Origin of the sequence: Paenarthrobacter sp. (genome assembly GCF_031180005.1) — a bacterium.
Taxonomy (GTDB): Bacteria; Actinomycetota; Actinomycetes; order Actinomycetales; family Micrococcaceae; genus Arthrobacter.
The window spans coordinates 83,036-105,709 of record NZ_JAPSHI010000016.1; the positions used below are offsets into that span (position 1 = coordinate 83,036).

The following is a 22,674-nucleotide window of genomic DNA, read 5'->3' on the forward strand; positions in this document are numbered from 1 at the left end:
AGGTGGCCCCGCGTTCCTGTTTAAGCCGGCCACACCATTTGGCGAGCCAACTGTTCGGTGAACTCCACCTCCGGCAACGGTCGCCCGAAGTAATACCCTTGCCCGCTCGCACAGCCGATACTCCGGAGTGCCTCTGCCTGTTCGGCGGTCTCAATCCCTTCCCAAACACCCTCCAGGCCACAGGAGCGGATGACTTCCTGGATGGCGGCCAGGAAGCCGAGCTGCGAAGGGTCCTGGCCCAAGTCCTTGACGAACTGCCGGTCCACTTTTACCCGGTCCACAGGAAGTTTCCGTAGGTAGCCCATGGACGAGTACCCGGCGCCGAAGTCATCGATCTCGAGTCCGACTCCCAGCCTGTGCAGGCTTGCCAAGGTGTAGCGGTCCAGCTCGTTGTTGTGGATGATGGCGCTCTCGGTGAGTTCCAGCACTAGTGACTCCGGGGCCAGGCTCTCCTCGGCCAGGGCCTCACCGACGTCGTCCACGAAGTCGAGGCTTTGAAGGTCGGCGGCAGAAACATTGATGCGCATGGAGAAGTCGTGCTGCTTGGTGGCCGGGTTATCCCGCCACTGCCGCAGCTGGCCGACGGCCGTGCGCAGGACCCACCTGCCCAATTCCGCGATCAGGCCAGTGGCCTCCGCAACGGGAATGAACTGGTCCGGCATGATCAGCCCATGAGCGGGATGATTCCAACGGACCAACGCCTCGCAGCCTTCGATCCTGCCAGTGGAGAGCTCCACGATCGGCTGGTAGAAGAGGACCAACTGGTCAGAACGGATGGCTTCGCGGAGCTCTCCCACTATTTGCCGCCGAAGCTGCCGGGCATGAAGGGTGGCGGGATCGAAGACCTTGAGCTTGTTCCTGCCCTCGGTTTTGGATTCTTCCATAGCCAAATCGGCCTCTTGCAGAAGGTCCTCGATGCCGTGATGTGGTTCCGCAGTGCGCAGCCCAAGGCTTGCGCCGCAGCGGATGCTGTTGTTGCCAAGGTCGATGTTCGGTTCCAGCGCGGCCAGGATGCGATTCCCGACGGCGGCGGCCCGGCTTTGCGGGGTGGCGGGCAACAGCACCGCGAATTCGTCGCCACCCAAGCGGGTGACGACGTCGTTCTCCCGGACGGCCGAGCGGATGCGCATGGCAACGGTGACCAGAATCTGGTCCGCCGCGGCATGGCCGGCGGAGTTTTTCAGTGCCTTGAACCCATCCACGTTCAAAAGGAGGAGCGCAGGCGGGACGGCGCCCTTGGCCGTTGCTGCCTGGGCTTCCATGAATGAGTTCCCCAGTGCTTGGCGGTTGCCGAGCCCGGTGAGGGTGTCCGTAAAAGCCTCGCGGCGCTGTTCATAGCGTGCTTGGTGGAGCTCCTTCATCAGCGCCTGGACGTGCCGCTCCAATTTCTCGATCCGTGAATCAACGGTTATCAACCTGTGTGGCTTGGAGCCTCTCACGACTCTTCCAAGAGTCGCAGGCTGGAGTCGGCAACAGCCTGCGGTTTGGCCACCGGGTTACGGCGTTCGTCCAGGAACAGCCGGTAGGAGGCAATGTCCAGCCTGCCATCCGGCTCCACCTTGTTTCCGGCACGGTACACGTGGGTGATCCACGCCCCGCCAAGGATCGCCTCAATCCAGGCGTCGCATTCCGCGAGCGGGAGGTGCACGCGGGTACCGGTGTTCCTGCGGTGACCCGCGATGGACACTGTGATGCAGCTACCAAGCAGGCCCTTGTCCGCTGTGAACCAGGCGAGGCCTTCGACGTCGGCCACGATGGTGAGGTTTGCGTTGGTGTCCTCCACCGACTGAACGGGACCCATCCTCACCGAACGGCGGTCCGCGTTCAGCATGGTGGGTGTTCCAGCTTTGTAGGGAGGACTGGTGATGCCTTGCCGGAACGCGGACAGTTCTTGGGTGTGCTGGATCTGGATCCGGGTGGTGAGTTCGTTGAAGGTCATGATCGTGCCTCATCCGCGATAGTGGCCGCCTCGGGGCGGTCGGCTCCTACAATCCTGTTTCTTCCTTGCGCCTTCGCGCTGTAAAGGGCTGCGTCCGCTACCTCGATCATGAAATTGAGGTCGGCTACAGCGGGAATGCTTGACGTGACTCCGTAGCTGATGGTGGGGAACACGACACCCTCCGGGGTCGGCAAAGCTGCCATCCGGCGGCTGATTTCCGTAGCGATGTTCTCGGCCCGGTCCTGCGTAGCTCCCGGCAGGAAGAGGATGAACTCTTCGCCTCCATAGCGTCCGATGAGGTCCGTGGACCTGACCGAGGTTGTGCAAGCGTCAGCGAATGCCTGCAAGGCCACGTCACCGGCCCCGTGGCCATGCTCGTCGTTGACTGCCTTGAAGTGGTCCAGGTCAGCCAGGACTACGGCGGCGCCAGACCCAGTGGAGTGAAGGCGCTCTAGTTCCGTCGTAGCGAGGTCCAGGAAGGCTCCACGGTTGAGGAGTCCCGTGAGGTGGTCGCGGGTGGCACGTTCCCTTAGGCCTTTGATGAGTTGGTCGCTGGTCAGGGCCGTCATGCTGAAGGACACGGTCACCAGAAGCACCATGGATATCAGCGCCGAAGGTCCGGGCCCAAAATACGTGCGGAACGTGTAACTGACCGGCCCTTCGAGGGCATAAACCATCCAGCGGCCCAGATAGTAGAAGGCCAGCAGGCCGGCCGCGATGGACAGGGCCTTGTGGACTTGCGAATGCGAAGACTTGATAAACCAGAGATCATAGGCGGCCAACGCTATGCCCAACGTCATCATGGCCAGATAAACGAAGCCTCCGGACCAAACGTTATTCCCGGGGCTTTCCAGAAAGGATGCGATGGCCGTGACTGCCGGACCACAAGCCAGCTGCCATGACGCGGCTTTCCGGTCCCGGAGGGTCTTCGCTCCGGCCCACACGCTGAAAGCGCCTGCAACCACCAGGACGTTGCCCAAGGGGTTGGCCCACTGCTGGTGGGGCGTTCCGTTGAGGAGGAAGGCGGCATTCCCCGTCATGAACTCGAGCAAAGCCAAGCTCCACCAGCCGGCATACGGCGAGCGCGTGCGGTGGAATGAAGTACAGAACAGCACCAGGAGTGTCACTGTGACCACGCCCAGCGCGACCCTCACCGAGAATGCATCGAGCTCCATGTCCAACCCCCTCAGCTGGTCACCCTCCGGCCTTTGAGTTCAGTGTCCCGGGGCTTACTCAACCTCACTGCGACATTTGCTCAAGATTGGATCAAGATAATAATGAACCATGTGGATCGGTTGGATTGAGTTCGATGTCCTCTTGGGCGACGTCCATAGCCTCAAGGAGAAGCGCTCGCTGGTACGGCCCCTCGTGGCTGAGCTCAAGCGGCGATTCGAGGTGTCAGCCGCTGAAACGGGCCTGCAGGACCAACATAGGCGAGCACTGGTTGGTGCCGCTGTGGTGGCCCCGGACCACGCGCACCTTCAGGAAGTGCTCGACGCCGTTGAACGGTTTGTGGCTGCCCGGCCCGAGTTTGAGCTGCTGAGCGCACGGCAACGGGAGCTGCACAGCGAGGACTAGCAGAGCCTAGTAGCCGATGACGGCCAGGCGGGTGGAGTCCAGATGCGCATCAATGGCCTGATGCGCGGCGTCGAGGCTTCGGCCGCGAAGGGCGTCAACAATCAACTGGTGTTCACGTAAGACGTCCCCGGCGCGATCGGTGCCTTGGCTGACTGCCTTGACGCCGATCCTGAGCTGCTTTTGCCGGAGCGACGCATAGAAATCGGCAAGCACGGGGTTGCCTCCTGCCCGGACCATCAGGGTGTGGAATTCGGTATCCAGCTCAATGAACCGAGCCGGATCTTCCCGCGCTTCCTGTTGCTGGTCGATGATGCGCTGGAAGGCGTCGATCTGGGCGTCGGACATGCTCTCCACGGCTGATACGGCCCACTTTTCCACCACCGCCCTGGCTTGCAGGATGGCGCGGACATCGGGGTCCGAGATCGGCGGGACATAGGCGCCTTTGTGGGGCACGCGTTTGACGAACCCCTCGGCTTCGAGCCGCAGCAAGGCCTCACGCACGGGCGTCCGTGAAGTGCCGGTGGTCTTAGCCAGGACCCCTTCGTTGAGAAAGGTCTCCTCCTCACGGGGCAGGGCTGCGATGTAGCTTTTCATCCACTGGTAGGCCACTTCTGGCTGCGACTGTGCAGTGGGGGTCATCTGGATCATGCAGAGCCTTTCTCGCCTAGCCCAGTATACGAGTTGCATTCAGAACGAAGGGAGTCCTGAAAAAACTTCTGGTTCAAATATAGACACGTTGTATACAACTCGTCTACAGTCATCTTAGTGACACCGCTCACGCACTGGAATCTCCCCGCAAAAGGACCCCCACAATGACCGAATTGAAGAAAGCAGAACTGAGGCGACAGAAGCACTCAAGCCTGCCCGTCGTTGCTGCTTCGAGCCTCGCCGGTACCGCCGTCGAATGGTATGACTTCTTTCTCTACGGCACCGCGGCCGCGCTGGTATTCAACAAGCTCTATTTCCCCACCGACGATCCCATGGTGGGCACCATGCTTGCCTTGGGAACTTTCGCAGCCGGCTTCCTTGCCCGTCCCATCGGCGCAATAGTCCTGGGACACCTCGGCGATAAGCACGGCCGCCGGGCCACCTTGGTTGCCAGCCTGATGCTCATGGGCGTGGCCACCACCCTCATCGCGTTTATTCCCTCCTACGCCGCCATCGGCTTGGCAGCACCTTTGCTCCTCCTGCTGCTCCGCTTGATCCAAGGCTTCGCCCTGGGAGGCGAGTGGGGCGGCGCTGTCCTCCTGGTCTCCGAACACAGCAATGAGAGCACCCGGCGTGCTTTCTGGTCTTCCTGGCCAAATATGGGCCCGCCCCTCGGCAACCTGATGGCCGCCGGCGTCCTGGCCATCCTGGCCGCAACCATGCCGGAGAGCGAATTCCTGGCATGGGGCTGGCGCATCGCGTTCGGACTGTCCGCGTTGCTGGTTGTGATCGGCCTCATCCTGCGGCTCTACGTGCAGGAAACCCCGCTGTTCAAAGAAGCACAGCGCAAGCGCGAAGCCGAGGGCAACAAGGAACGGAAACTGCCGCTGGCCATCCTGTTCCGCCGCAACTGGCGTGAAATCCTCATCGCAACCGGCAGCCGGATGGGTGAGAACGCAGGCTTTTACATCTACTCACTGTTCATCATCACGTACGTCACCCAGATCATGGGGTTGCAAAGGCAGACCGGGCTTACCGCCGTCATGATCGGCCAAGGCGTCGCTGTCATCGCCATTCCCATCCTTGCGGTCTATGCAGACAAGGTGGGCCGTAAGCCAATCCTGATTGGTGCCTCGATCGCTACCATGGTGTGGGCCTTCGCGTTCTTCTTCCTGCTGAACACCGGCCAAGTATGGGGCATCATCGCCGCGGCTGTTGGAGGGCTCCTGATCTTCGCGGCATACAGCTCGGTAATCGGTGCGTTCTTCTCCGAACTCTTCCCCACGGACGTCCGATACAGCGGAACCTCAGTGTCCTACAACCTGGCGTCACTGATCGCAGGTTCGTTGTCCCCCATCATTGCCCTGGCGCTCTACAGCGCTTTCGGCACCGGCTACGCGATCGGCATCTACCTCGCCGCCATGGGCCTCATCTCCATGGTGTCGGTGATGTTCGCCAAGGAAACCAAGGGACTGAAGCTCAGCGATCTGGACAATGACGTGACCGCCGTCCTGAAAAAGGAGCAAGCATGAAAATCGCGCTCGTCCAAGTGGCCAGCCCGGACTCCGAAACCCGCGAGGAACGGATTGATCGCGTGGAAGCCATCCTTCGGGGCATCAAGGGTGCAGAGCTCATCGTGCTCCCTGAACTCTGGAGCGCCGGCTACTTCCACTTCGATGCCTATGAGGACCTCGCGGAAACACTGGACGGACCAACAGTCTCCATGTGCTCGCGGGTAGCGGCGGAGTTGGGTGTCTATCTTCACCTCGGCAGCATCATCGAGGCTGGCGAGGACGGCCAGCTCAGCAACACTTCCATCCTGTTGGGGCCGGACGGCAGCGTGATCCACACCTACCGGAAGATCCACGTGTTCGGCTACAAGTCCAAGGAGGCCAGCCTGCTCACTGCCGGCTCCTCACTTCCTGTAGTCCCGCTGCCATTCGGTGCCGTTGCCGGCATCACCTGTTACGACCTCCGCTTCCCCGGGTTGTGGATGGAGTTGAGCACCCGCGGCGCGGACATCGTGATTGTTCCCGCAGCCTGGCCCGCAGCCAGGCGGGAACATTGGCGGTTGCTCACCACTGCCAGGGCACTGGAACACCAGATCTTCGTGATCGCTTGCAACGCGGCAGGCAACCAGGAGGGCGTGGACCTTGGCGGGCACAGCCGCGTGGTGGACCCGGGCGGCAACGTCATCGCCGAGGCAGGGTCAGACGAAACCGTGCTGATGGTGGACATTGATCCCCGTCAGGTCCAGGCAGTCCGCGAAGAGTTTCCCGTCATTGGCGATCGCCTACCCGCCTACGACACTTTGACTGTTTAGAGGAGAACCAATGGAAACCACAAGGCAAGTCCCCCTCACCTTCAGGGTGGTGGGCACCGACAAGGCAATCGTGATCACCAACTTCCATGCTGTAGTGGCCGGCTACACGGGGCGCGATCCCAAGGCAGTCCAGCATCACATCGATGAGCTCGCCGCAATCGGCGTAGCTCCCCCACCGGAGGTTCCCATGTTCTACCGGATGGACTCGGACCTGTTCGAGACCTCGGGCGAGCACGAGACGTCGGAAAACCTGACATCAGGCGAGATCGAGCCCCTCTACATCCGCCACGAAGGAAAGTACTACCTCGGTATCGGCTCCGACCACACTGACCGGGATATTGAAGCCCGTGACATCGGCGATTCCAAGCGGGCATGCCCCAAACCTGTCTCAAACGAGGTGATCGCTGTCGAATCACTGGAGGACCTGGATCTCGACGAATGCACAGCCCGTTCATGGGTTGACGGGACCCTCTACCAGGAAGGTTCGCTGAGCGGCTTGCTCAAGCCGGCCGACGTCGTCGAGCGTCTTCTCGCACGAACCGACATCGGCGACGCTGACTTTATGTGCCTGGGAGGCACTCTTCCCCTTCTGAACGGGAAGTTCGTAGACGGAACTTCCTGGAAGTTGGAGCTCTCCTTCCCGAATGGGACCACCATTGAACATAACTACAAAATCAAGAAAGGCTCACTCCGATGAGAACCGGAAAGCAGTATTTGAAGTCCCTGAACGACGGCCGGACGGTGATCCTCGACGGCGAGGTAGTCGGCAACGTCCTGGAGCACCCGGCCTTCGCCAACGTTGCCCGGACCATGGCCGAGCTGTTCGACATCGCAGCCGATCCTGCCAACGGCATGCAGTTCCACTCGGAAGAGATCAACGGACCGGCAAACCGCACGTTTGCCGCTCCCCGCACGCAGGAAGAGCTGGTCCTTCGTCGCCAGGCCATCGAAAAGTGGGCCAAGCACACCCATGGCTGGGTGGGCCGCAGCCCCGACCACGTCGGAACGTTCTTCGCCGCCTTCGGTTCCCACCCGGACGTCTTCAAGAACGACGAACGCGACTTTGCCGGCAACGTGGAGCGGTACTACAAGAAGATCCTGTCCGAGAACCTGTACCTCTCCTACGCGATCATCCCCCCGCAGGTTTCCCGCGCAACCACGGCGTCCGGTTGGGAAGGCGAATACCTGCAGGTAGGCGTCGTACGTGAAACCGAGGAGGGCATCATTGTCCGCGGTTCACAGATGCTCGCCACAGGCGCGGCCATTGCCGACGAAGTCTTCGTCACCTGCATCAAGCCCCTGGGCCCGGACGATGTGGACTTCGCGGTCAGCTTTGCCATTCCGGTGGCAACCGACGGACTGAAGCTGTACTGCCGCCGTCCGTTCGCGCCGGCTGCAACCAGCGAGTTCGACTACCCACTGACCAGCCACTACGACGAGCCCGACGCTTTGGTTGTTTTCGATGACGTGCTCATCCCGTGGGACCGAGTGTTCATCAACCGGAACATCGAAACCCTCCGCCGCCAGTTCTTCGACACCGGCGCCCACGCGCTGGGCAACTGGCAGGCCCAGATCCGGTTCTCCACCAAGTTGAAGTTCATCGCCTCCGTTGCCCGCAAAGTTGCGCAGGTGAATGGCACGGACAAGATCCCCGGCGTGCAGGAGAAGCTCGGCGAGCTCGCCGCCATTGTGCAGTCCGTTGAGTCAGCAGTCCTGGCCGCCGAATACACAGCAACCACGGACGACGCCGGCATGAGGGTTCCGGGCAAGAGCGCACTTTACGGGGCCATGGGCTTGCAGTCCGAGACGTACCCGCGCGTGATTTCGATCCTCCGCGATTTGGTAGGCGGCGGCGTCCTGCAGCTGCCGTCCAGCATCGCCGACATGACCAGCAGCGTTACCCGGCCGGACATGGAGCGCTACGTCCAGTCCCCGGGCGTTGCCAGCGAGGAACGCGTCAAGCTGTTCAAGCTTGCCTGGGACATCATCGGTTCCGAGTTCGCCGGCCGCCACCAGCAGTACGAAATGTTCTACGCCGGTGCTCCGTTCGTGGTCCGCGGCGCCTACACCTACAGGAACTACGGCTATGACGCACTGGTTGCGGAGCTGGACACATTCCTCGCTTCGTACAGCATCGACAGCACGGTCAACGGGGCCGGCAACGGCATGGGAGGAGCATAACCATGGCAAAGCCCGAAGTGGAGTTCACCCCCGTTTCCACGGTGGACTTCGCACCCTGCAACCCGCACATTGAGGGACTCTCCGAGGCCATCCTCGCCCGGGATTCGGACAACGACAGCGTCACGCGCATCCTCAAGTTCGAGCCCGGCACGGATACTTCCCCCAACGGCGTCCTCACCCACGATTTCTGGGAAGAGGTCTTCATCTTCGAGGGCTCCTTCGTGGATCAGCGCCTCGGGAAGACCTTCAAGGCCGGCGACTGGGCAACGCGGCCTCCCGGAATGGAACACGGACCATGGGTTTCCGAAAACGGCGCCAAGATGTTCGAAGTCCGGTACTACACGGATCCTGCACAAGCGGAGCGGAGCAACTGACATGAGCCTGGCACCAGCCTTCACCATTCCCGACGCCATGGGCATGCGCCGCGCGATGGGCCGATTCCTCACCGGCGTCGCCGTGGTCACCACCCAGCACGAGGACGAGCAGTACGGGATGACCATCAGCTCGCTGACCTCCATCAGCTTGGAACCTCCCATCCTGATGATCTCGCTGAACTTCGGCACCCGCACCGGCGACGCCCTGATGGCCAGCGGTAAGTTCGCGGTATCCATCCTCGGCGCCAAGCAGGAGTCGGTGGCGCGGCGCTTCGCCGTCCGGGGCGGGGACCGCTTCAGCGAAGGAGACTTCGACGTCACAGACAGTGGGCTTCCGGTGATCAAGGGCGCCCTCGCTCAGGCGGATTGCACCGTGGTGCAGCAGTACGACGTCGGTGATCACCAGGTCTTCTTCGGCCAGGTCACTACGTGCCGGGATCGGGACGGTGAGGTGCTGGCGTTCAAGGCCGGCCGTTTCGGCTCGTTCAGCGACTTCGGCCACGCAGAAATCCCTTGGATGTTCTAAGTAGTGCGGTCGGGGGCCTGTGCCGCCACCACCTTCTTTAAATAGCAAACCGCCCCCGACACGCCTCTGGAAAGGTGTGTCGGGGGCGGTTTGCTTCCAAAGTGGGTGAATGCGGTACAGCCGCTACTCGATGGTCAGCTCGCCCATTCGGTCCCAGCCACTGCCTTCGAACTGGCGGCTGATGATGTGGGGAGTCTCCGCGAGTGCCTGCGGCATGTCCGTCATGGCCTTCTTGAAGTGTTCGCTGGTGACGTGGGCTTCAGCGGCATCGTCTTGGAAGGCTTCCACCAGGACGAACTCGTTGGAGTTGTCCACACTGCGGGACCAGTCGAACCACAAGTTGCCGGGCTCTTCGCGGGTCGCCTTGGTGAAGTCGGCCACCAAGTCCAGCCAACGCTCGGACCAGTCGGGCTTGACGTTGAACTTGACCACAATAAAGATCACAGACTGCTGCCTTTCGTTGCACTACAGAATCCGTTCCAGTCTTTCAGACTTAACGCCCGACGGCGGCCCGCACCGTGAGGTGGGGACCGCCGTCGAACGCTGTTTTAGCTTGCTTGTACTACTTGGAGGTGCCCTGCGAAACGGAACCTTGCAACTGGCGCTGGAAGATCACGTAGACGATGAGCACCGGAATGACGGTGACACTGACGGCCGCGAACAGTGCGCCGTAGTCCACGGCGTAGCCCATCTGGCCAGCGAAGGCCGCGAGTTCCTGGGACAGGACGCGAGGGCCGGCTGCGTTGATGGACACCGGAATGAGGAACTGGTTCCAGAGGCCCAGGAAGTTGAAGATGGCAACCGAGGCGAGGCCCGGCTTGGCCATCGGCAGCATGACCTGGAAGAACGTCCGCCACTCCCCTGCTCCGTCGAGTGCCGCTGCTTCAGTGATCTCGTGCGGCAGCGACTTGAAGAAGGAGAACAGGAAGAACACTGTGAACGGAAGCGCGAAGCCCACATACACCAGGATCAGCCCCGGCAGGGTGTTCAGGAGGCCCATGTTCCTCAGGACGAAGAACAACGGCACCATGGCGAGGAAGATCGGAAAGGTCAGGCCCGCGAGCATCAGGTAGTAGATGGCCCGGCTGCCCCGGAAGGTGTAGCGGGCCAGAACGTAGGCACACATGGCACCGAGGACCATGACGATCACCAGTGCCACAGCCACCACCAGCACCGAGTTGAGGAAGGCAGATCCGATGCCTGCCTCGCTCCAGGCCTTGATGTAGTTATCCAGCTTCCATTCGCCCGGCAAGGCGAAGGGTGAGGCGAAGATCTCGCTGGACGTCTTGAAGGAGGACATGAACGTCCACAGGAGCGGAAGGATGACGATGAGGGTCCAGATGGTCAGCGCGGTGTGCGACACCGCTCCCACCACTTTGTCGCCTGTGGTGGTTCCCGGGGTCCGCGGCTGGAAGTGGAGTGACTTCATCTCCGGAGTTGAGACTTTGGTAGTCATTACAGGCTCACATCCTTATCGCCGCCGGTGAGCCGGTTGACCAGGAAGACCAATCCGGAGAAGATCAGCGTGGCAACGGCCAACACAACGCCCATGGCGCTGGCGAGGCCGAACTGTCCCTTGCTGAAGGCTGTAAAGAACAGCTGCTGCGCCATAACCAGCGTGGAGTTGTCCGGGCCACCGCCCGAGTTCAGCGCGGCCATGTATACGAACGCATCCAATGCCAGGATGCCCATGTAAATGTAGGCAGTCTGGATGTTGTCGCGGATCAAAGGGATGGTGATAGACACGGCGGTGCGGAAGCGACCCGCACCATCGATCCTGGCGGCCTCGAAAAGTTCGGCAGGAATGCCTTTGATACCGGCTACGAACAGGACCATGTAGAAGCCAACAAAGCCCCAGACGATCACGAACATGGTCGCGATCATTGCGGTGTTCCTATCACCCAGCCAGGCAAAGTCCTTGAACTGGTCAAAGCCCAGTCCGGTCAGGATGCCGTTCAAAAGGCCGCCGGAGGGATCGTAGATCTGTCCCCACATGATGCCAATGGCGATCGCCGGAATCGTGTAGGGGAAGAACGACACAACCCGGTAGAAGCTGGAGTTCCGCAGGCCCTTGATCTGGCCTTTGCTGCTACCGCCAACCGTCACCAATGATGCGAGCACCAGGCTCAGGATGATGGTGATGATCGGGAGGAAGATGACCAGGAGGATGTTGTTCCCCATGGCCTTCATGAAAATGTCGTCCGTAAAGATCTTGGTGTAGTTCTCAAGCCCAATGAAGTTCTGGGTGGGCGAGAATCCGGACCAGTCCGTTAACGAATAGCCGAAGGCTTGCACGAACGGCCAAATCACGAACAACAGGTAGATCGCCAGCGGCAGTCCGAGGAAGACAGCGAAGAAGCTGACCTTGTCCCATGTCAATGGTTTCCGCCGCCGCTTCACCACCTGTGGAGGAGCCGTTGCCGGAACGACGGCGGCCAGGCCGTCGTCGTTCCGGCTCTGCTGAGTTTTCACTGAGGTCACTTCACTTCGATCTTTGTCACCGAGCTGTCGTTGCGGACCTTATCGGTGATGTTCTGAAGTGCGGAGGTCAGCGTTGCAACATCGGACTGTCCGTCAAGGAAGCTGTTCCAGACCACCAGCTGGTCCTTATTGGTGCCGTAGAGGTCGATGAAGTTCCACGTGAAGATGTCCTCTCCCGCGTCGGCGAGAAGCTTGGTCTGCGAGACCAGTGCCGTTGAACCGAAGCCATCGGCTGGGACGGTGTCCTTGACAATGGTGGGAGCCAACTTGGTCTTGGCGAAGTTGGTTGCAGCTTCCTTGGACAGCATGATCCGGAGCAGTTCCTTGCCACCGGCCACATTCTTGCCCTGCGACGGGACAATGAACGGCTCGCCAGCAGCACTGTGCAATGCGGTGTGGGGCTTGCTGGGGCTGGCACTCGCGGTGGGCACGGGCGCGCCCATCATGTTGAAGCCGGCCTTGGTCTGGTCCTTCATTTCGTTTTCAATCCAGGAACCGGACGGGTAGAACACAGCCTCCTGGGCGTTGGTCCATTGCGCTTGAGCGGCCGTGAACTGGGTACCGGAGCCACCGGGCTTGAAGAAGCCCGCCTTGACGATCTTGTCCATCGCCGTGAACACGGACTGGACGGCCGGGTGGGACCAGCAATCGGCCGTGAGGTTTTCCAAGGCGAGACGGACCTCGTCACCGCCTTCCTTGACAGCGGAAGCGATCGCCATTTCCTGGTAGTACGTCGCGGCTTCCTTGCCCCAAACAAACAGGTACTTGCCCTTGGCCTTGGCCTGCTCCCCCAAGGTGTACATTTCATCCCAGGTCTTGGGGACGGTCCAGCCGTTCTCCTTGAGCAGGGAGTCTGAGTACCACATGGCGTATACGGTCAGTACGTAGTTCAGGGCAGCGAGCTTGCCGTCAAAGGTGCCTGGAGCCAGTACGCCGGTGTACAGGGTGTCCTTAATGACCTGGCCTTCCAAGTTCTTGGCCTCTACAACGCTGGTGAGGTCTTCGAGCTGGGCAAGGATGGTGCTGAAGCCGATGGATTTTGCGCCGGAGTTGTCGATCAGGTCAGGCGGGTTGCCACCGACGAAGCGCGGCTGGAGCTCCTGGGCGATGTCGGTGGACGGTGAGATTTTCGCAGTGGAGCCCTCATGCGTCTTTTCGAAGATCTGGCCGGCGAACTCGACGTAGTCGATGCCATAGCCGCCCTTGAAGATCACGGCGTCGAGGGTTGCCTTTTCCGCCATGCCAAACGGGTTGGTGTCGGAAACGGTTCCGGTGGGACCGGTGGTCGTGCCGCCGCCACCCGCGGCACAGGAAGCAATGGTTCCACCCATAGGCACGAGCACGGCTGCTGCGAGTGCTCCGCGCAGGAATCCACGGCGTCCGACGGACTGGTGCTGAACGTTCATTTCTAAACCCTCCAGTGACTCGTAGTGTCGACCGTTGCGGCGGGAAAGCCGTTCAGTCAGACAGTCTGGGTTGGCGCTCTGGCAGCACCAACCTTCTGTGACATAATTCACCAGGAATGATCGAAAATCAATCTTTCTTGGCAGTTTCGATCAACATTTGTCAAAGCGTGATCTTTCTACGGACCTTCAGCGAGGGCTTTTCCGCACTCCGTGATTGCCTGCCGTGTCATGGCCCTCTGCCGCTCAGTTCCCAGTCGTTCCGCCCATTGTTCGGCCAACTGGAACTCCACCAAGGCTTCCGTGAGTCGGTTTTTACCCTGCAGAAACGACCCAAGGCCTGCGTGCAAAGCAATCATCCAACGCTTGGTTCGCTCATCATGGGCCGTGGACGCATATTCAAGGGCGCTACGCATCCACACTTCGGCATTGGCAGCATCTGCGATGGAGAGCATATGCAGGGCATCAACAGCCAGGAATTCCTCACCAAGGTGGTCCGCCAACTCGGCTGCCTGCTCCAAGAGAGGCACAGCCATGGCGGCGCGTCCGCCGGAGTTAAGAACCCGACCGCGCTCAAGGAGGATACGCACGCCAACAGTTGGTTCGTCGTCGTCTATTTCGTCCAGGAGGGCATCGGCTTCTTCGAAGCGGCCTTGCAAACTGATGGCCCGCCCAAGCTGGGTTGCCAACTCAGCGCGTTCGTCGGCGTCGTACTCTTCTTCTGTCATCGCGGCGCGGAACGCGGCCTCGGAGGCTGCAGGATCGCGAAAGTTCCAAAGGTGGTCCAGTGTTTTCTGATCCAGCATCAAACCGCTCCTGACCAGCCAGTGGCTGAGGTCTTTAGGTATGCAGTATCAATCTAGCCCCATGTCAGCGCCGTGGGGAGGGGTTAGCGGGCGTGTCAGTTGCCGTGTGGCTTTGCGAGCCTGGCCCAGCCAAGTTGCTCCTGTTGCTTACGGCTTAGAGTGGCCACCACGAGGTCGTACGAGTCCTCCACCATGTCCCGGATCATGTCATCGGGCAGGGCGCCATCCAGGCGGACACCATTCCAGTGAGTCTTGTTCATATGCCACGCACCCGTGATTTCAGGGTTCGCTGCCCGGAGTTGTTCGGCCAATGCGGGCTCGCATTTGAGGCTCACGGACCAGTTGTCCGGATCCATGGTGGACAAAGCGAACATCTTGGCCTCCTGACGCGAACCACCGGCGACGGCGGAGCGCACCTTGAACACGGAGGTCTCGGGACCGAACGGGAAGTCTTCGAACGCACCGGGAAAGGCCAGGCAAATCTCGCGCAGGGTGGAAACATCCATGGGGAGAGCCTACTGGCGCTCCGGGCGGCGGGCTATGCTGATGCCCCGCCTACGCCACGCCCAGGAAGTCCTCCAGCAGCACGACTTCAAGCCCCGCCGCCAACTGCGCAGCGCGGAAAGCAGCGAGGTCAGCGGCGAACTCAGCCCGGAAGTGCATGAGCACAATGTCACCCGGACGAAGTGAGTTGCCCACCTGGTAGTCCATCTTCCCGGCGTTCGCCTTCGCCTCCCACGTAACGATCGCCTTCATTCCTGCGTCAGCAACGGCTTGGCGCATCACGTTGGAATACGCCCCTCCCGGCGGCCGGAAAAGCGTGGGACGGCGACCATAGTGCTGGAGCGCGTACTCCTGCATTCCCACCATGTCATTCAATTGCTGCTGGTAACCCCACTGCCGCACCATGTTGATGTTGTGAGTGACCGTGTGGTTCTCGATCAGGCTGCCCTGGGCTTTGAACGCGTTGAAGAAAGCCGGATTGTCCGCGATGGTGTCCTTGGTGAGGAACAGCGACGACGGATAGTCATACTCAGCCAGGAGCTTGATCGACTCCGGCGTTTTGATGTTGCCGTCATCGATGGTCAGGAACACCACCGGGTGTTTGGTCTCGATTTTGGTGATCACCGGAGCCAGCCCACCAACGATCGGCGGCAGCTGATAATCCGGGATAAACGTGCGCCGGATGCGTTTGGTGGCTGTCGGCGTGGGAGTCGGAGAGGGAGCTTGCGTTGGAGAGGCGGACGACGTCGGAACCTCACCTCCGACTGCCAGCGCACCGTTGGGTCCCGGCGCCTCGGGCGACCCGGCCGCGCCACTGGGCGTTATCGCCGGCGTCGAACTTTCATCGGTAGTGCACGCCGTCAATCCGGCCACCACGGAAGCACCTAAAACACTAAAGACTGCGCGTCTGCTGGGCGCGGAACCAGGCACCGCAGAATGGCTACCGAACATGGTTGTCCCCCAACACTCAAGAAATGATTCAGCTGCAATCTAGCAGAGGAATCAGCGCGGCCATCACAGGCCGTAGTGCCATCCTTCGCGTGCCGGGCAGGAGTTGACCACCACATCCAGTCCCGCCTCACGTGCACGCTGCACGGCGTCATCGTCAAAGACGCCGAGCTGGAGCCACACAGCCTTGGCTCCGATCGCAATCGCCTGGTCAATCACTGCCCCCACGCGCTGAGAGTTAACGAAGCAGTCAACAACATCGATGGGGTGCCTGGCTTCCGGGATGTCCGCCAAGGATTTGTACCCCTTTTCGCCGTGCACATCCTCGCCCTTGAGGTTAACGGGGATGATCTCCATGCCCATCTTGTCCCGGACATACAGCGAGACATCGTACGCCGAGCGCCACTGATTGGTACTGAGGCCAACGATGGCCCAGGTGCCTTTTGTTCGCATCAACCGCTCGACGACGGCCGGATCGTTGACATGCATCATGGCCCAAGCCTACTCCCGGCCCTCCACGAGGAGCTTTGCCGAATATTCCGCGCGTTGAGCGTCTTCCTCAGGCGGTGGTCCTTGCCTAGCGTCGGTCGCCGTGCTTAAGCCACTGCTTCCACTTGTCCGCGGCCATCCGGAACTGCTCTTCCGTCAATGGGTTGCCCGGAACGGGAGGAACGAGTCCGGGCTTGATGTCAGCTCCCGGCAAAGCATGCGCAGGTTTCCCGGCGCCTTGGAGTGACGCATCAGGCTTAGGGGCTTGCTGCTTCTCGGTGATCGGGGCGGGCTTGGGCTGTGGGTTTGGAGTGACAGGATCCGCAGTGGCAAGGTTCGGCGTGACATTGCGCGGCGCGGAGTGGCCCGGCGAGGAGTCGCTCCGGGCAGAGCCGGCCGACGCAGGTGCTTCGGGGGCAGCAGCGGGAGCGGGGACCTGAAGCACATCCTGTGCCTGTGCCTGTGCCTGTGCGGGAGTTTCGGCTGGTGCTGCGCGGTCTGGCAGGGGTATGGATGCAGCGGCAGGGACCGACGGAATTGCTGCAGGATCCACAACCGGAGCAGGTTCCGTGCTGACGCGCGGCGCGTCAGGAACCGGCAGTACTGGCGCCGCGGCCACTGACTGCGGCCGGACATTGCCCAAAAGTTCACCTATGAAGGAAGGGTTTCGCGTGAACCCGGAACTTGCTGCGGCAACTCCGCTGGCGCCCAAGCCCATCGCTGCCACCACGGCAACGCTCACTACGGCGGTGCGGTGTTTGTTCCGCCACCGACGTTTTGTGACTTCGTCATGCGGACCCTCCAGCATGGCGGAAAGCTCCGCATCAGGAGCTGGGGCCGCAAGGTTGGCGAAGGAACCCAGTGAGAGGAGCGCCTGCCGGACGCCGGACGTGGCATCGGCATCAGTGGCATCGACATCACTGCCGTTGGCGGCATCGACGTCGAGCAGCAGCTCGTCCACGATTTCTTCGCGTTCACTATCCCTGTATGTCATGGCGACACGTATTCCTTTACTGCCGAGTGCTCACGGAGAGTAATAAGCGCCCGCCGCTGCAGTTGTTTCACTGCCCCGGCGGATTTCCCCATGATGTCGGCAACCTGCTCAACGGTCAGGCCTGCCACGATTCGAAGCGCCAGGACCTCCCGTTGGTCCTCACCAAGGCAGTCCAGAAGTTTCATGACCTCTTTGGGCGCCAGAAGGCCCATGGCTTCCGCCTCCGCGGAACTCGCTTCCCGAGTATCCCGGTCCGGCTCAAACTCGTGGTGTTCGGGTGCCCTGCTTTGCTTCCGATGTTCATCCACCATGCGGGCGTGAGCCACCGAGAAAATGAAGGTCCGAAGTCCGTGAACCCCGCCGCTGATGTCATCCAGTCGGGGCAAGACTGCCATGAATACGTCCTGGGTGATTGCTTCCGGGTCGGAGACACCTTTGGCCGTCAGATAGCCGAGAACCTGGCCGGCATACGTCTGGTAGACGGCACCGAATAGTTCCGCGTTATTGCCCTTGAGTGCATGTAGCGCTTCATCGGTCAATGCGTCGGTCACAGAATGGGGCTTTCGATCGGCGGCAGGTCCGTTGCTTGGGCCTGGACGTCCGCCTTGTCACCAACGGACGACCCCACCAAGGGTAACTGCTCTGCGCGCCCTTCCGTAGGAGGACCCGCTTTCCCGACAAACTCCCCCGAGACAAGGAAGAACCGAGCTGGAACATGATGGGGGACAAATTCCAGCTCGGCCCTTTCAATGACGTAATCGTCGCGGCACACCAAAGGGTTACGCCGGGTACGAACTTTTTGAGAACTCATCTGCGTCAAGTGCCTACGTTCTGGAGGGGTGGTGTCCGGGCAGGGGTGGGGCTTTTGATTGGTAGGTGTGCCCGGTGGGGGTGCTGATTTCCAGGGTGTGAACACCTCCGTGCAATTCAGCGGCAACGGTTTTGGTGGTCCAGCCGGGGTTTTCCTTGGTGTGGTTGCACGCCTCGCACAGGCCTGCGCCGTTGGCGAGGTTCGTTTTGCCTCCGGAACGCCAGGGAAGAACATGATCGATGTGCCGTATGGGCGCATCGCAGTACGGGGTTCGGCAGATGTCGTCGCGGATCTCTATAAAGCGTCTGAGTCGTGGTGGGAAGAGCCGGGCTTTGGAGTCCATGCTCAGGAGCTCACCCGTGGCTGGTGCGGTGTAGAGCCGGCGAAGCCAGACAGTGAGCTCTGCATCCGGCGTTGTCGAGTGATCCGGGCCGGTTTGCTCCTCACTAACAAGGGTTCTCCCCCACTCGGCCGGGACTATTCCGTAGCCCTTGAGCCGGGCTGGTTCGCTGTCACCTTGGAACAGGGTGCGGTCGGTCATGACAAGGTCCAGGTTGATCCCTGAAATCCCGCCGGGTGTGCCGGTGACGCGCTCGACCAAGGTATCGGCCATGACCTGACCGCGGGTCGGGACGACACCAGACCCCGCGCTATCGCCGTTCCCTGCAGCGCAGCCGGATCCCGCGACACCGCGTGAACGGGCCGAATCAGCCTCCCGGCAGAGAGCAGCGTAGACCGCCACCCCTTGGGCCACGGGAAGCAGGGCGGTCAGGTACGTCATGGCGTCGGGGGCCGGGCGCAGGCTCACCATCCGTTCGGTTGCGGCCCGGCTGGCACGCCCGACCACCGACCGCGGATCCCGCCGATACGCAGCAGCCTTCGCCGCCGCAACAATCGCCTTATCGCCCTTCCCGTCAAAAGTCCCGGTATCGGGAGCGAGCTCCTCATCCACCGTGCACCGGTCCTCAACACTCAGGCACGCGGTCTCTTTGACCAGCAGCGTGGCCCGCCACTCATTCAACTGCCCCGACTTCAGAGCCGCCAACGTCCGCGGCATCTCCAGCACAAGGGCCTTCGTCAAACCCAACAACCGGGACCCACGATTCGGAGACTCCCGCCGGGCCAACGCCACCTGCGCACCCACACCTTGGCCACGTTCCGACGGAGGAACACCGGCCTCGGCCTGCTCGGCGCGCTGGGCAAGATCGAAAGCCACAGCAACCCGCGCCAGCAAAGCCGTGATGGCCGACTTCATTTCCTCCAAAACCCGCAACTGCTCGATCAGGTCAGCACTGACCGTACTGGCCGCAACCTCGCCGCACCCCGTCGGAACTCCGCGCGTCGGAACCCCGGGCGTCAAACCGTGAGACGAGACAGGAACAAGCACCTCAGACGCCCGCACCGTGCCCGCCTGCCTCGCCCCAAGTCGCTCCATGCCCTAACTCTGACAGCAGCCACCGACATTATTAGCTGCCCGGCAACCGGCCATGGCTACCCTAATCCAGCAGCGGCTTCAGCTCCGCGTACGCCCACTCGGCCAAAGTGGTGGGCGTTGTGCTGTGGACGGACCTTGGTTGCTCAGGCGTGAAATTGCCAAGGAACCCCGTGGACATCCCCACTACCGCGTCAAGCTGCGCAGCGCTCATCCCCAGCCCTTCCAAGGCACCGCGCATGGCTTCCTCGGAAATTTGTTCCACCTCCAGGGGCTTCCCCACGGCTTCGGAGATGATTCGGGCAACGTGTTGCCACGAAAGGTCAGCCGGTCCGTGAACGGCTTGGACCCCAAGCCCCTGCCACTCACTCGACAGCAAGCGACCGGCTGCCACCTCGGCGATATCCCGAGGCGACACCCAAGCCATGGGCTGGGTGACAGGCAGAAGGACCTGGAGCACTCCTGCTCGAAGCGCGTCCAGCTGGTACTCAAGATTGGTGAAGAAGTAACCACAGCGTAGGTGGATGACATCCGCCCCGGTCACGTTCAACGCGACTTCCGTGGCCGCAAGTCCGTCGATTTCGCCGACGCCGTGCCGCTTTTCAGCTCCAACGCTGCTTTGGAAAACTATCCTGCGGACGCCACCCTCTGTGACTGCTCGCGCCACACTGGCGGCGGCCAGCTTATACTCGGCGAGCGGATCAGGTCCCGCCGGAGGCGGGTCTACCCAGTAAAGTGAGTCGACGCCGGACACGGCTCGGGCCACAGCATCGACGTCGAGCAAGTCAACCCCTGCCACCTCAACTTCGGAGCGGATATCCGGTGCCAGACTGCCTGGATCCCGGAGGAGCACCAGCGGTCTCACTCCAGCCCGGATCAACATCGGCACAAGATGACGGCCTACATGGCCGGCTGGTGCTGCCACTGCAATTCGCATTACTGCGCCTCCCCTTCGTGGTCCCTTTTCCCCACGGTAGCGGGCATTGCGGTCTATTTTTGTCCGCGAGGTGATGGGGCAAGCCCTGTGGCTGACACGAAACCAGGGGTAGGCTGCTGATATCTGCCGGAGCACTACCCTGAGTACGCAAAGGAGAGATCGTGACACTGCCTCCAACCCACGAGCCGGAGCCTTTCCCTCCGGATCCCGGCCCCGTGCCGCCACCACCGGATCCCACCACGCCGTTTCCGCCGAGCCCCATTCCGGACCCCAATCCGACTCCGGGCCCGTCGCCGGTTCCTGACCCCCGACCCGTTCCACCAAATCCGGATCCGACGCATTAGCCGGGCCATTAAAACCGGCACATCTCCATGCCAAGGGTGTAGTCAGTAGGCTTATGTTTGATCACGTCGGTTGACCGATGCGAACGAACAGGAGCCTTTATGACGTCGCCCAAACAAGCATCGCCCGTATCCGCCCGCAGGCAGTACAAGCCCGATCTATGGAAAGACTCACTGGGCCGGACAGCCATCCGGGCAAGCCAGATACTGCTCGTGCTTACCTTGACAGTGGTGGCCATCTTCGGGCTGCTGCAGATTCGCCTGCTGGTCATCCCGGTACTCATCGCGCTGATCCTGGCCGCCGCAATCGGCCCCTTCGTGAACATGCTGCGACGTCGCGGATGGCGCGGCGGCTTGGCCACCGGCGTCGCGTTCCTGGGCCTATTGATAGTGCTCGGCGGTGTTATCACCGTCATCGTGCTGTCAGTGCGCAGCCAGTGGGACGAGCTGATCAGCCAGGCAGCGCGAGGGTTGGACGAACTTGAGAACTTCCTGCTGACCGGCCCGTTCCCCATTGATCGGGAACAGATGAACCAGGCACGCGAAGCGGTGGTGGAGTTCGCCCAGAGCAGCCAGGTTCGGTCCGGCGCAGTGACCGGGCTGTCGGCGGTCACCGAGTTCCTGGCGGGCGCCAGCCTGGTGGTTGTCATCCTGTTCTTCTTCCTCAAGGACGGCGCCAAAATCTGGGAATTTTTCCTGAGGCCCTTTCAAGGAACGCGCGAAGCCAAGCTTCGCCGCGTCGGCAAACGGACCATCGAGGTCCTTGGCGGCTACGTCCGGGGAACGGCGATCGTCGCATTGGTGGACACGGTGGCCATCGGCACTGCTCTGCTCATCATGCAGGTCCCGCTCGCCGTCCCTTTGGCCATCATCGTGTTCATCGGCGCATTCATCCCCCTAGTAGGTGCCACCGTGGCCGGAATTTTGGCCGCCTTGGTGGCACTCGTGGCCAACGGCCCCATAGTGGCCTTGATCGTGATCATCGTAGTGATCGCCGTCAACCAGCTCGAAGGCGACCTCCTCCAGCCGATCGTCATGGGTAAATCCCTGGAGCTCCATGCGCTGGTCATCCTGATGGCCTTGACAGCAGGCACCATCCTCGCCGGCATCATCGGCGCCGTTCTGGCGGTACCCATTGCAGCCGTCACGTGGGCCATCATTCAAGTCTGGACGGCGGAAGACCCGGACCTGGAATCCATGAATCCGGACCTGCCGCCTGCCAACAGCCAGCCGACGTAGGAGCGCTACAGCCTTATCCCAGGGCCTTCTTGATGAGTTCGACGATCCTGGCCTCTACCTCAGGCGTGATTTCCGTGAGGGCGAAGGACGTGGGCCACATGGCTCCGTCGTCCAATTTTGCGTTCTCTTCAAAGCCCAGAGTGGAGTACCGTGCCTTGAACTTATGTGAGCTCTGGAAGAAGACGATGTTCTTCCCGTCCTTGGCATAAGCCGGCATGCCGTACCAGGTTTTGGGCGTGAGCTCCGGAGCGTGCTCCTTGACGATTGCGTGGAGGCGCTCGGCCATGAGCTTGTCAGACTCCGGCATCTCCGCGATCTTGGCCATAACGTCAGCCTCGCCGTCGGCTTTGGATGCTTTCTTGCGTGGTGCCTTCTTGAGTTCCTGGGCGCGCTCCTTCATCGCGGCGCGCTCTTCTTCCGTGAAGCCGTCGTAGGACTTCGCTTTGTCAGTTGTTCCGGTCTCAGCCATGGCAGGCCCCTCTTCTCTGCTGGATTTCTTGCGGATAGCCCAACGATAGGACTCGGCAGCCTGGGCAGCTTCTCCGAAACTGCTCGATCCGGCAGCGAAAAGTCTTGAGGTTTTCTTGAGGAATTGTTGACCGAACACAGGATTTGTTCTTGATCCGGGCCCGGCACAGTAGTTCTTGTCAGCCAGAGAGGCTGGAAATGAACGGCCGGCCGGACCCACGGTGGCCTCCCGAAAGGACCATACTCAGATGG

25 protein-coding genes are annotated in these 22,674 nt (G+C 61.3%); 8 read left to right on the plus strand and 17 right to left on the minus strand.

From position 1 onward, the window contains the following. Positions 1–20: 20 nt before the first annotated feature. From RIF72_RS13095 to RIF72_RS13105, 3 genes are read right to left on the minus strand one after another with little or no spacing between them, the layout of a single operon-like run. Complete coding sequence (locus RIF72_RS13095) at positions 21–1,439, minus strand: bifunctional diguanylate cyclase/phosphodiesterase (protein WP_309075308.1); 1,419 nt, start codon at positions 1,437–1,439, stop codon at positions 21–23. Continuing rightward, on the minus strand, positions 1,436–1,939 hold the full coding sequence (locus RIF72_RS13100) for a hypothetical protein (RefSeq protein WP_309075309.1): 504 nt from the start codon (positions 1,937–1,939) through the stop codon (positions 1,436–1,438). Before RIF72_RS13100 ends, RIF72_RS13095 begins: the two co-directional genes overlap by 4 nt. Next, complete coding sequence (locus tag RIF72_RS13105) at positions 1,936–3,114, minus strand: GGDEF domain-containing protein (protein WP_309075310.1); 1,179 nt, start codon at positions 3,112–3,114, stop codon at positions 1,936–1,938. The genes RIF72_RS13100 and RIF72_RS13105 overlap by 4 nt, the downstream gene beginning before the upstream one ends. 109 nt (positions 3,115–3,223) lie before the next feature. Between RIF72_RS13105 and RIF72_RS13110 the strand changes: the two genes are divergently transcribed. Beyond that, positions 3,224–3,517, plus strand: coding sequence for a DUF503 domain-containing protein (locus RIF72_RS13110; protein WP_309075311.1), 294 nt, complete (start codon positions 3,224–3,226; stop codon positions 3,515–3,517). Between the two features lie 6 nt (positions 3,518–3,523). On the opposite strand, the gene RIF72_RS13115 is transcribed toward RIF72_RS13110, so the two are convergent. Further along, positions 3,524–4,165 carry a GntR family transcriptional regulator gene (locus tag RIF72_RS13115; RefSeq protein ID WP_309075312.1) on the minus strand — a complete coding sequence of 214 codons (642 nt, stop codon included), beginning with the start codon at positions 4,163–4,165 and terminating at the stop codon, positions 3,524–3,526. Positions 4,166–4,329: 164 nt separating this feature from the next. Between RIF72_RS13115 and RIF72_RS13120 the strand changes: the two genes are divergently transcribed. The 6 genes from RIF72_RS13120 to RIF72_RS13145 are packed head-to-tail and all read left to right on the plus strand — an operon-like array spanning position 4,330 to position 9,569. Continuing rightward, positions 4,330–5,697: an MFS transporter gene (locus RIF72_RS13120; RefSeq protein WP_309075313.1), complete on the plus strand. Its 1,368-nt coding sequence runs from the start codon at positions 4,330–4,332 to the stop codon at positions 5,695–5,697. Then, positions 5,694–6,488, plus strand: a complete 795-nt coding sequence (locus RIF72_RS13125) for a carbon-nitrogen family hydrolase (RefSeq protein WP_309075314.1) — start codon at positions 5,694–5,696, stop codon at positions 6,486–6,488. Before RIF72_RS13120 ends, RIF72_RS13125 begins: the two co-directional genes overlap by 4 nt. A gap of 10 nt (positions 6,489–6,498) precedes the next feature. Continuing rightward, on the plus strand, positions 6,499–7,185 hold the full coding sequence (locus RIF72_RS13130; protein WP_309075315.1) for a DUF2848 family protein: 687 nt from the start codon (positions 6,499–6,501) through the stop codon (positions 7,183–7,185). After that, positions 7,182–8,669 carry a 4-hydroxyphenylacetate 3-hydroxylase N-terminal domain-containing protein gene (locus RIF72_RS13135; RefSeq protein WP_309075316.1) on the plus strand — a complete coding sequence of 496 codons (1,488 nt, stop codon included), beginning with the start codon at positions 7,182–7,184 and terminating at the stop codon, positions 8,667–8,669. The genes RIF72_RS13130 and RIF72_RS13135 overlap by 4 nt, the downstream gene beginning before the upstream one ends. Before the next feature lie 2 nt (positions 8,670–8,671). After that, entirely contained in the window at positions 8,672–9,043 is a 372-nt protein-coding gene (locus tag RIF72_RS13140) for a cupin domain-containing protein (RefSeq protein WP_309075317.1), read from the plus strand. 1 nt (position 9,044) lies between these two features. After that, the gene (locus RIF72_RS13145) at positions 9,045–9,569 is read left to right on the plus strand and encodes a flavin reductase family protein (RefSeq protein ID WP_309075318.1); all 525 of its coding nucleotides are present in this window, start codon (positions 9,045–9,047) and stop codon (positions 9,567–9,569) included. A 123-nt stretch (positions 9,570–9,692) separates the two neighbouring features. Here the strand turns inward: RIF72_RS13145 and RIF72_RS13150 are convergent, their stop codons facing one another. From RIF72_RS13150 to RIF72_RS13205, 12 genes are all read right to left on the minus strand, one after another. Beyond that, the gene (locus RIF72_RS13150) at positions 9,693–10,013 is read right to left on the minus strand and encodes a putative quinol monooxygenase (RefSeq protein ID WP_309075319.1); all 321 of its coding nucleotides are present in this window, start codon (positions 10,011–10,013) and stop codon (positions 9,693–9,695) included. Positions 10,014–10,131: 118 nt separating this feature from the next. Further along, positions 10,132–11,025, minus strand: a complete 894-nt coding sequence (locus RIF72_RS13155; RefSeq protein ID WP_309075320.1) for a carbohydrate ABC transporter permease — start codon at positions 11,023–11,025, stop codon at positions 10,132–10,134. Further along, entirely contained in the window at positions 11,025–12,041 is a 1,017-nt protein-coding gene (locus RIF72_RS13160) for a sugar ABC transporter permease (protein ID WP_309075321.1), read from the minus strand. The genes RIF72_RS13155 and RIF72_RS13160 overlap by 1 nt, the downstream gene beginning before the upstream one ends. Positions 12,042–12,046: 5 nt before the next feature. Continuing rightward, positions 12,047–13,456: an N-acetylglucosamine/diacetylchitobiose ABC transporter substrate-binding protein gene (gene ngcE, locus RIF72_RS13165; protein ID WP_309075322.1), complete on the minus strand. Its 1,410-nt coding sequence runs from the start codon at positions 13,454–13,456 to the stop codon at positions 12,047–12,049. A 176-nt stretch (positions 13,457–13,632) separates the two neighbouring features. Continuing rightward, positions 13,633–14,259 (minus strand): hypothetical protein, encoded by a 627-nt coding sequence (locus tag RIF72_RS13170; protein WP_309075323.1) that lies wholly within the window; start codon positions 14,257–14,259, stop codon positions 13,633–13,635. A gap of 95 nt (positions 14,260–14,354) precedes the next feature. After that, positions 14,355–14,765: an MmcQ/YjbR family DNA-binding protein gene (locus RIF72_RS13175; protein ID WP_309075324.1), complete on the minus strand. Its 411-nt coding sequence runs from the start codon at positions 14,763–14,765 to the stop codon at positions 14,355–14,357. A gap of 49 nt (positions 14,766–14,814) precedes the next feature. Further along, complete coding sequence (locus tag RIF72_RS13180) at positions 14,815–15,639, minus strand: polysaccharide deacetylase family protein (RefSeq protein ID WP_309075325.1); 825 nt, start codon at positions 15,637–15,639, stop codon at positions 14,815–14,817. 138 nt (positions 15,640–15,777) lie between these two features. Then, a complete protein-coding gene (locus RIF72_RS13185) occupies positions 15,778–16,203 on the minus strand; it encodes a CoA-binding protein (RefSeq protein WP_309075326.1) in 426 nt (141 codons plus the stop codon). A gap of 85 nt (positions 16,204–16,288) precedes the next feature. Beyond that, positions 16,289–17,194 carry a hypothetical protein gene (locus RIF72_RS13190; RefSeq protein WP_309075327.1) on the minus strand — a complete coding sequence of 302 codons (906 nt, stop codon included), beginning with the start codon at positions 17,192–17,194 and terminating at the stop codon, positions 16,289–16,291. Beyond that, complete coding sequence (locus tag RIF72_RS13195) at positions 17,191–17,745, minus strand: sigma-70 family RNA polymerase sigma factor (RefSeq protein ID WP_309075328.1); 555 nt, start codon at positions 17,743–17,745, stop codon at positions 17,191–17,193. The genes RIF72_RS13190 and RIF72_RS13195 overlap by 4 nt, the downstream gene beginning before the upstream one ends. A gap of 273 nt (positions 17,746–18,018) precedes the next feature. After that, positions 18,019–19,440, minus strand: a complete 1,422-nt coding sequence (locus tag RIF72_RS13200; protein WP_309075329.1) for an HNH endonuclease — start codon at positions 19,438–19,440, stop codon at positions 18,019–18,021. 61 nt (positions 19,441–19,501) lie between these two features. After that, a complete protein-coding gene (locus RIF72_RS13205; RefSeq protein ID WP_309075330.1) occupies positions 19,502–20,374 on the minus strand; it encodes an NAD(P)H-binding protein in 873 nt (290 codons plus the stop codon). Between the two features lie 443 nt (positions 20,375–20,817). Between RIF72_RS13205 and RIF72_RS13210 the strand changes: the two genes are divergently transcribed. Beyond that, positions 20,818–21,954, plus strand: a complete 1,137-nt coding sequence (locus RIF72_RS13210) for an AI-2E family transporter (protein WP_309075331.1) — start codon at positions 20,818–20,820, stop codon at positions 21,952–21,954. Positions 21,955–21,967: 13 nt separating this feature from the next. On the opposite strand, the gene RIF72_RS13215 is transcribed toward RIF72_RS13210, so the two are convergent. Continuing rightward, positions 21,968–22,423: a DUF1801 domain-containing protein gene (locus tag RIF72_RS13215; protein WP_309075332.1), complete on the minus strand. Its 456-nt coding sequence runs from the start codon at positions 22,421–22,423 to the stop codon at positions 21,968–21,970. Positions 22,424–22,674 lie beyond the last annotated feature (251 nt).

Bases quoted from the DNA above. Each gene is read 5' to 3' on its own strand.
- RIF72_RS13175 (WP_309075324.1), bottom strand. From the start codon at position 14,765: ATGGATGTTTCCACCCTGCGCGAGATTTGCCTGGCCTTTCCCGGTGCG.
- RIF72_RS13215 (WP_309075332.1), bottom strand. From the start codon at position 22,423: ATGGCTGAGACCGGAACAACTGACAAAGCGAAGTCCTACGACGGCTTC.
- RIF72_RS13190 (WP_309075327.1), bottom strand. From the start codon at position 17,194: ATGACATACAGGGATAGTGAACGCGAAGAAATCGTGGACGAGCTGCTG.
- RIF72_RS13110 (WP_309075311.1), top strand. From the start codon at position 3,224: ATGTGGATCGGTTGGATTGAGTTCGATGTCCTCTTGGGCGACGTCCAT.
- RIF72_RS13185 (WP_309075326.1), bottom strand. From the start codon at position 16,203: ATGATGCATGTCAACGATCCGGCCGTCGTCGAGCGGTTGATGCGAACA.
- RIF72_RS13170 (WP_309075323.1), bottom strand. From the start codon at position 14,259: ATGCTGGATCAGAAAACACTGGACCACCTTTGGAACTTTCGCGATCCT.
- RIF72_RS13125 (WP_309075314.1), top strand. From the start codon at position 5,694: ATGAAAATCGCGCTCGTCCAAGTGGCCAGCCCGGACTCCGAAACCCGC.
- RIF72_RS13135 (WP_309075316.1), top strand. From the start codon at position 7,182: ATGAGAACCGGAAAGCAGTATTTGAAGTCCCTGAACGACGGCCGGACG.
- RIF72_RS13210 (WP_309075331.1), top strand. From the start codon at position 20,818: ATGACGTCGCCCAAACAAGCATCGCCCGTATCCGCCCGCAGGCAGTAC.
- ngcE (WP_309075322.1), bottom strand. From the start codon at position 13,456: ATGAACGTTCAGCACCAGTCCGTCGGACGCCGTGGATTCCTGCGCGGA.
- RIF72_RS13200 (WP_309075329.1), bottom strand. From the start codon at position 19,440: ATGGAGCGACTTGGGGCGAGGCAGGCGGGCACGGTGCGGGCGTCTGAG.
- RIF72_RS13205 (WP_309075330.1), bottom strand. From the start codon at position 20,374: ATGCGAATTGCAGTGGCAGCACCAGCCGGCCATGTAGGCCGTCATCTT.
- RIF72_RS13105 (WP_309075310.1), bottom strand. From the start codon at position 3,114: ATGGAGCTCGATGCATTCTCGGTGAGGGTCGCGCTGGGCGTGGTCACA.
- RIF72_RS13100 (WP_309075309.1), bottom strand. From the start codon at position 1,939: ATGACCTTCAACGAACTCACCACCCGGATCCAGATCCAGCACACCCAA.
- RIF72_RS13145 (WP_309075318.1), top strand. From the start codon at position 9,045: ATGAGCCTGGCACCAGCCTTCACCATTCCCGACGCCATGGGCATGCGC.
- RIF72_RS13120 (WP_309075313.1), top strand. From the start codon at position 4,330: ATGACCGAATTGAAGAAAGCAGAACTGAGGCGACAGAAGCACTCAAGC.
- RIF72_RS13115 (WP_309075312.1), bottom strand. From the start codon at position 4,165: ATGATCCAGATGACCCCCACTGCACAGTCGCAGCCAGAAGTGGCCTAC.
- RIF72_RS13155 (WP_309075320.1), bottom strand. From the start codon at position 11,025: ATGACTACCAAAGTCTCAACTCCGGAGATGAAGTCACTCCACTTCCAG.
- RIF72_RS13140 (WP_309075317.1), top strand. From the start codon at position 8,672: ATGGCAAAGCCCGAAGTGGAGTTCACCCCCGTTTCCACGGTGGACTTC.
- RIF72_RS13130 (WP_309075315.1), top strand. From the start codon at position 6,499: ATGGAAACCACAAGGCAAGTCCCCCTCACCTTCAGGGTGGTGGGCACC.